At 63.9% G+C, this 6,781-nt stretch carries 8 protein-coding genes and 1 pseudogene; 4 read left to right on the top strand and 5 right to left on the bottom strand.

The genetic code is table 11. The features are described 5' to 3' along the window. From F4V54_RS09735 to F4V54_RS09720, 4 genes are all read right to left on the bottom strand, one after another. Window positions 1-863, bottom strand: an 863-nt coding sequence (locus tag F4V54_RS09735; protein WP_487246615.1) for a P-type ATPase actuator domain-containing protein, incomplete at its 3' end; no start/stop codon positions are given. A 51-nt stretch (window positions 864-914) separates the two neighbouring features. Continuing rightward, window positions 915-1,241 (bottom strand): heavy-metal-associated domain-containing protein, encoded by a 327-nt coding sequence (locus F4V54_RS09730; RefSeq protein ID WP_150387010.1) that lies wholly within the window; start codon window positions 1,239-1,241, stop codon window positions 915-917. Window positions 1,242-1,337: 96 nt separating this feature from the next. Beyond that, entirely contained in the window at window positions 1,338-2,465 is a 1,128-nt protein-coding gene (locus tag F4V54_RS09725) for a sensor histidine kinase (protein ID WP_150387009.1), read from the bottom strand. Further along, window positions 2,462-3,184: a response regulator transcription factor gene (locus tag F4V54_RS09720; RefSeq protein ID WP_150387008.1), complete on the bottom strand. Its 723-nt coding sequence runs from the start codon at window positions 3,182-3,184 to the stop codon at window positions 2,462-2,464. Before F4V54_RS09720 ends, F4V54_RS09725 begins: the two co-directional genes overlap by 4 nt. 403 nt (window positions 3,185-3,587) lie before the next feature. On the opposite strand from F4V54_RS09720, the gene F4V54_RS09715 reads away from it, so the two are divergent. The 3 genes and pseudogenes from F4V54_RS09715 to F4V54_RS11885 all read left to right on the top strand — a co-directional run. Next, the gene (locus F4V54_RS09715) at window positions 3,588-4,163 is read left to right on the top strand and encodes a CueP family metal-binding protein (RefSeq protein WP_150387007.1); all 576 of its coding nucleotides are present in this window, start codon (window positions 3,588-3,590) and stop codon (window positions 4,161-4,163) included. A 71-nt stretch (window positions 4,164-4,234) separates the two neighbouring features. Then, entirely contained in the window at window positions 4,235-5,710 is a 1,476-nt protein-coding gene (locus F4V54_RS09710; RefSeq protein ID WP_150387006.1) for a multicopper oxidase family protein, read from the top strand. A 162-nt stretch (window positions 5,711-5,872) separates the two neighbouring features. Continuing rightward, window positions 5,873-6,118, top strand: a pseudogene (locus F4V54_RS11885) (LLM class flavin-dependent oxidoreductase); the annotation flags it as partial. A 46-nt stretch (window positions 6,119-6,164) separates the two neighbouring features. Here F4V54_RS11885 and F4V54_RS09700 read toward each other — a convergent pair. Further along, a complete protein-coding gene (locus tag F4V54_RS09700) occupies window positions 6,165-6,554 on the bottom strand; it encodes a heavy metal-responsive transcriptional regulator (RefSeq protein ID WP_150387005.1) in 390 nt (129 codons plus the stop codon). Window positions 6,555-6,652: 98 nt separating this feature from the next. On the opposite strand from F4V54_RS09700, the gene F4V54_RS09695 reads away from it, so the two are divergent. Beyond that, window positions 6,653-6,781 (top strand): FAD-dependent oxidoreductase (locus F4V54_RS09695; protein ID WP_136803776.1); only part of this gene is annotated, 129 nt, incomplete at its 3' end.

The following is a 6,781-nucleotide window of genomic DNA, read 5'->3' as shown; positions in this document are numbered from 1 at the left end:
ACCCGGATGCGGACGGTGTTGTCGGTGGCCACGGTACCGGCGACCACCTTGTCACCGGTGTCGCGGAAGACGGGCCGGGATTCGCCGGTGATCATCGCCTCATCGAATTCGGCGGCTCCGTCGAGGATGGTACCGTCGGCCGGCACCCGGGCACCGGCCCTCACCAGCACGACGTCGTCGACGACCAGCTCGGAGATGGCCACGGTGCGGGTGGTCCCGTCGATGACTTTCTCGGCCTCATCCGGCAGCAGGGCAGCCAGCGCGTCAAGCGCGGAGGACGCGGCCCCGAGAGCGCGCATCTCCAGCCAGTGGCCCAGCAGCATGATGGTCACCAGCAGAGCCAGCTCCCACCAGAAGTCCAGCTCAAAACCGCCCAGCCCCAGAGTGGTGACCCAGGAGGCGACAAACGCCACGGTGATGGCCATGGCGATCAGGAGCATCATCCCGGGTTGGCGGGATTTCAGTTCTTTCCATCCGCCCTTGAGGAAAGGCGTTCCGCCGTAGACGAAGATGATCGTGCCCAGCACCGGGGGGATCCAGGTGGATCCGGGGAATGCCGGGAGGTGGTAGCCGAGCAGCTCGGCGACCATGGGGCTGAAAATAATGACGGGAATGGACAGAATCAGCGACCACCAGAAGCGGTCCCGAAACATTGCGGTGCTGTGTCCGGCGTGTTCGCCGTGACCATGAACTTGGTGGTCTTCGTCCAGGGCGGAGTGCGGGTGATCGTGGGGCATCGCCTGGCCGTGGGTGTCGGCATCTGCGTGGTGTTCGTGGCCGGCATGATCCGGGTGGTGGGTGTGGCCTGTTTCCGGAGCGGGGTGATCACCATGGTGATTGCTGGAATGGTGGGGAGTGCTCATGACGTTCCTTTCGCTCAACCCGGTCGGGGTCGAGATGATGGGTAAAACTGATCAGGATAAGACGGTGTAGCCGGCCTCCTCGATGGCCCGGCGAACCATCTCCGGAGGTACGACACCGGTGACCGTGACGGTGGAAACACCACCAGCAGCGAGATCAACCTGGACGTCGTCGACCTGGGGGAGGGCCTGAAGGGCCTGGGTCACGCTTTTCGCGCAGTGGCCGCAGGTCAGGCCGGTGACCTGGTAGCTAGGGGAGGCCCCTCCTGCTGACGAGTCGCTGGCGGCAGGGATGGAGGCGGTGTCGGCACGTGAGGCAGGTCCGCAACAGCTGCAGCCGTGGGAGGCCATCGGCAAGAGGCGGGGCGGGGAGGTGATCATGAGAAAGCTCCTACGGGTCGGTGGGATTCGGCGATGCTATCTGGGGTATATCTTCAAGGGGTGGAGGGCGCGGCCCTCGCGCGGGGCAGGGTGTGATCACCGGGCAGCCTCCTCACTGTCGGGAGGGGACAGCGGGAGGCGGAGGGTAAACACCGCTCCGCGACCGGGCCCGAGGGAGGTGGCGGTGAGAGTGCCGCCGTGGGCCTCGATCAATGCCTTGGAGATGGTCAGACCGATACCGGACCCGCCGTTGTCCCGGCTGCGGGCGGCATCCCCCCGGTAAAAGCGTTCGAAGATATGTCCGAGTTGGCTAGGGGGGATTCCCTCGCCGTCATCAGCGACGTGGATGAGCGCGGTGGACGCCCCCTGGCGGTGGACGCTGATCCGGACCTGCCCGCCGGCCGGGGTGTGCCGTAGCGCGTTCGACAGAAGATTGCTCATCACCTGGCCGAAGCGTTGCCGGTCCACGAGCACCCGGGCGGTGTCCGTAATGGTCTCGACTTGTAAATCGACGCCTTTGTCAGCATAGGCTTCCCCCGCGGCAGCAGCAGCGGTATGGAGCAGATCCCCGAGCCCTTCCTCCGCCAGGTCCAAATCGATCCGGTGTTCCTGGGCCCGGGAGACATCGTCAATGTCTTCCATCAACCGGGTCAGGCGGGTGAGTTGGTCAGCCATGATCGTGTGGTTGGCATTATTCCAGTCCACGACCCCGTCCTGGAGACCATCGAGGTAGACCGTGAGCACCGATAAGGGGGTGCCCATTTCGTGGGCCAGATCAGAGAGCATCTGGCGGCGGACCTGTTCGGTGTGTTCCAGCCGGTCGGCCATGGTGTTGAAGGCATGCGCCAGGGTGGCGACCTCGGGACCTGCTTCTCCGGCGGGCACGCGGATACGGGAGTTACCGGCCGCCAGGCTGGTAGCGGCGTGGGTGAGATCCTGCAGGGGGGTGCGCAGACGACGCGATAACCACAGGCTGGCCAGTAGGGCGCTGATCAAGGCAGTGGGCAGGGCGACGGCCAGGGTGATCAGGTTGGCATCCCGGTAGGCCTGCTCGGCATGAAACAGCTCCAGCGAGGGGTCCTCCCGGCCGACCATCAACATATGATCATGGAACAGGGTCGGGCCCACCATCGTGGCCACGGCCGCGGCCACCAGCAGGCTAATTACCACGACCAACACCTGGGCGGCCAGGAAGCGGAAGGTCAGGCCGGGTCCGTGATTCATGGCTGCCCCACCCGGTAGCCCACGCCACGCACGGTGTCGATAAACCCCCGACCCCGGGTATCGGTGCCGAGCTTGCGACGCAAGTTGCCGATGTGGACATCGACGATGCGTTCATCACCGACCCAGGCGGTGTCCCAGACCTCGGTGACCAGGTCGTGGCGGGTCAGCGCCTGGCCGGGGCGCAGGGCCAGGGCAACCAGCAGCTCGAACTCCGTGCGGGTGAGCTCCACGGTCGTCTCCCCCACCCGCACCTGCTGGGCGACGGGGTCAAGGATGAGGTCACCAACGATCAAGGGGGTGGTCACCTGCGGTGGGGTGGTGCTGGTGCGCGGGCGGCGCAGCACCGCATGCACTCGGGTCACCAGTTCCCGGATGCTAAAAGGTTTGGTGATGTAGTCATCCGCCCCCAGAGTCAAACCGCTGATCTTGTCGTCCTCGCTGCCACGCGCGGTGAGCATGAGGATGTAGCAGTCCGAGAAGGTGCGGATCCGTCGGCACACCTCCAGGCCGTCGAGTTCGGGCAGCCCCAGATCCAGCACCACAACATCGGGGGAAAAGCGACGGGCTTCGTCCACGGCCTGGATGCCGGTGTGCGCCTGGCGGGTATCGAAGCCAGCCCGGATGAGGTAGGAGGACACCATCTGAGCCAGGGGTTGTTCATCATCGACGACCAGCACCCGCCCCAGGGGCGTGGCGGTGGTCGGTGTGCGGTCAGCCATAGACCCCAGTATCGCTCCGGGCAAGGGAAATACCACCCTCGCTCACTGCCCGGCGGGGAAATCTTCATCAAATCTTCAAACATCACCCTTCGACCGCCGTCACCCCTGTGCCCCACCCCGGGCCGGCGGCATCGCCTCTCCTCATCGGTTCAGCAGGCGCCACCAGGGATTTCACTGCCTGCACCGCATACCCGGGGCGGGTAGAAGGACATCGCCCACGGCTGTGGAGTGGTGTCCCGGTGGTGACCCAGCCCACCGAACTCACCCCCTTTTCGCCCTGTTATAGGGCTGTGAGCAGGGTTTTTGATTTCTACTCCGTCAGGCACCCGTGCAAGATAAAAGTATGGCACCGACCTTGAGGCGGTGTCTTCTCACAGTGTTACCACGATCCAAGGAGATTGACGTGAAACGAGCAGCGATCGCAGCCGCAGCCCTGGCCCTCGCCCTCACGGGGTGTTCGGCCACCGACCCGGAACCCACGGCCGACGGGACGGTGTCCCAAGATGCATTCCTGACTACCCATGGCCTGGCCGACATGGACGCGGTGGAGATCATTGATCACCTCGACCGGCAGAAGGTCACTGAGCGCCCCACGGATCTGATCGCCTCAGTGCGTCCCGATGAACTGCTGCTCTCGAGCGGTGACCAGGAAGTCGTGGTCGATCTTCCCGACAATCAGACGTATGTCTCGATCGCACCCTATCTCACCTCCACCCACGACTGCTTCTACCACAGCCTCACGACCTGCGTGGGGGAACTCGACAATGAGGATATCCAGGTCACGATCACCGATGAGACGACCGGTGAGGTGCTGGTGGACGAGGCGACAACCACCTTCGATAACGGGTTTGTTGGCTTCTGGCTTCCCGCTGATGCCACCGGGCTGATTGAGGTCAGCTACCAGGGGCGTACCGGCACCACGGAGTTTTCCACCACCGATGACGGTGCCACCTGTGTCACAGACCTGCGCCTGACGTGATGGCTCAGCAGGGTCCTCACCTGCGCCTGTCTCCCGTGTCACTGAAATCTTGCACCAAGGACGGTTAAATCATGACGAACGCTTTTTCCCGACGACAGTTTCTGCTCGGCGGGCTCATCCTCGCCGGCACCGGGGCCGTGGCCGCCTGCACCAGCGACCCTGGACCCGCTGTCTCGGCACCAGGTCCCTCCCTTCGCCCCACTCCCACTGCGCTCGGTGAGCCGACGGTGCGCCGGACACTGACCGCCCGGCCTCTCTCCCTGGATATCGGCGGCATCGAAGCCAAGACGTGGGGATACGTCTCTGACACCGGGGATGCGGCCATTGAGGCCACCGCCGGCGACGTCCTCCAGGTCGATATCACCAATGAACTGCCTGAGAGCACCTCCATCCACTGGCATGGCATCGCACTCCACAACGCAGCCGACGGTGTGCCCGGCATGACCCAGGACCCCATTGAACCTGGCGAGTCTTTCTCCTATGCTTTTGAAGTCCCCCACGGTGGCACCTACTTCTACCATTCCCACACCGGCCTGCAACTCGACCGGGGTCTGCACGCCCCTCTGATCGTCCGCGACCCGGACGACGAAGAGGATCAGGACGTCGAGTGGACCATTGTGCTCGACGACTGGGTCGACGGCATTCAGGGCACTCCCGACGATGAGCTCGACAAGCTCACCAAAATGGGTTCGGGCGACCATAACGGGAGGATGGGAATGGGAGGTCACGGCCATATGATGCACGGCACCCCGGACCGGGTACTGGGCGGGGACGCCGGCGATGTGATGTATCCGCACTACCTCATCAACGGACGTATCCCCCGTGCTCACCGGACCTTCGAGGCTCGCCCGGGCGACAAGGCCCGCCTGCGGTTTATCAACTCCGGCGGTGACACCATCTTCAAGGTGGCCCTCGGTGGTCACCGCATGACCGTCACCCACACCGACGGCTTCCCCGTCCAGCCTCGGGAGACCGAATCGATCTACCTGTCGATGGGCGAGCGTGTCGACGTCGAGGTCATCCTCGACGACGGCATCTTCCCGCTCACGGCTTTGGCGGTGGGTAAAGACGACCGCGCCTTCGCCGTCATCCGCACCGCCGGCGGCCAAGCCCCCCACCCCGATGTCGACTTCCCCGAGTTGTCGTCCACCGGACTGCTTCTGTCCTCCCTGAAGCCAGCAGACCGTGCACTCCTGCCCGAGGGCACACCAGACCGAGAAGTCAGCATCGACCTGGGCGGGCAGATGATGCCGTATGAATGGAACATTCTCACTGACGGCCAATCCTCCTCCGCGACCGTGCAGGAGGGCCAGCGCCTGCGGATGGTCATGCGCAACAGGACCATGATGCCCCATCCCATGCACATCCACGGCCACACGTGGGCGCTGCCCGGCAGCGGCGGGCTACGCAAGGACACCGTCCTTCTCCGCCACGGTGAAACCATGATCGCCGACCTGATCGCTGACAACCCCGGTGAATGGGCATTTCACTGCCATAACGCCTATCACATGGAAACCGGGATGCTCAGCTCGCTTCGCTACGAGTAACCCCCACAGCAGGGTATCGAGCGAGATGCGAAGGTAAATGGCAGCACGTGTTGTTATACGACTAACACTAGCGCGCCTTAGGTCACGTTGAATTTGAACTCGACGGTATGTCGTTGCAAAGTTACCCCCTCTCGTTAACACCATCAAAAGGAGTGTTATCCAATGAAAGCGTTCGGCTTCTTAAGCTTCGGGCATTACGCCTTCGGCAGCTAGTGCGGGCCATCTGCGGAAAAGATCGCCAAGACTCGTCTGGAGATCACCCAGGCTGCGGACGAAATCGGCGTGAACAACGCGTCCTTCCGAGTCCACCACTTCGCGCTGCAGGCCTCCGCCCCGATGCCGCTGCTGTGTGCTATCGCGGCCACCACCAAAATCATCGAGGTGGGCACCGGCGGCATCGACATGCGCTAGCGCATATCGGGGTTGTAGCGTTTGAGTCATTGACTCCCGCCGTCTACAAGTACCTACACACTTGATCGGTGCTGCACGTTTCAGGATCCGGGTGCGCGGCGTCCTGGCTAAGGTCCGCGATAGTGTCGCGCAGCACGGAGAGCTGCGCGATCTGCTGCTCGATCTCAGCGAGGCGCACGTCAAGCAGGTCGCGCACGTGCTCGCAGGGCACATGGCCGCCGTCGCGGATGTCGAGGATCTGGCGGATCTGGGCGAGAGTGAGACCCGCGGCCTGGCCGCGGTGGATGAAGTCGATCCGAGCGACCGTCTCGGGCGCGTAGTCGCGGTATCCGGACGGCGTGCGCTCGGTCGGGGGCAGAAGGCCCTGTTCCTCGTAGAAGCGAAGGGTCTTCGCGGTAGTGCCCGCCCTCTCGGCGAGTTCTCCGATCCACATTGCTGTCTCCCTCCGTGGCCGCGCTTGACCTTCCCCTGCACTGGAAGGTCCAGTATGGCTGAGACAGAGCAGAAAGCCAAGAGTTGACAGGAGTAGCGATGCCTACGAAGTACGATCTCGCCATCATCGGATCGGGAGGCGGCGCGTTCGCCGCTGCGATCCGCGCCAGCACGCTCGGGAAGTCGGTGGTGATGATCGAGCGCGGGACGCTCGGCGGCACCTGCGTG

The organism is Corynebacterium tuscaniense (genome assembly GCF_008693065.1).
Taxonomy (GTDB): Bacteria; Actinomycetota; Actinomycetes; order Mycobacteriales; family Mycobacteriaceae; genus Corynebacterium; species Corynebacterium tuscaniense.
The sequence above is the reverse complement of the archived record's forward strand: the minus strand, read 5'-3'. Positions and strand labels throughout refer to the sequence as shown.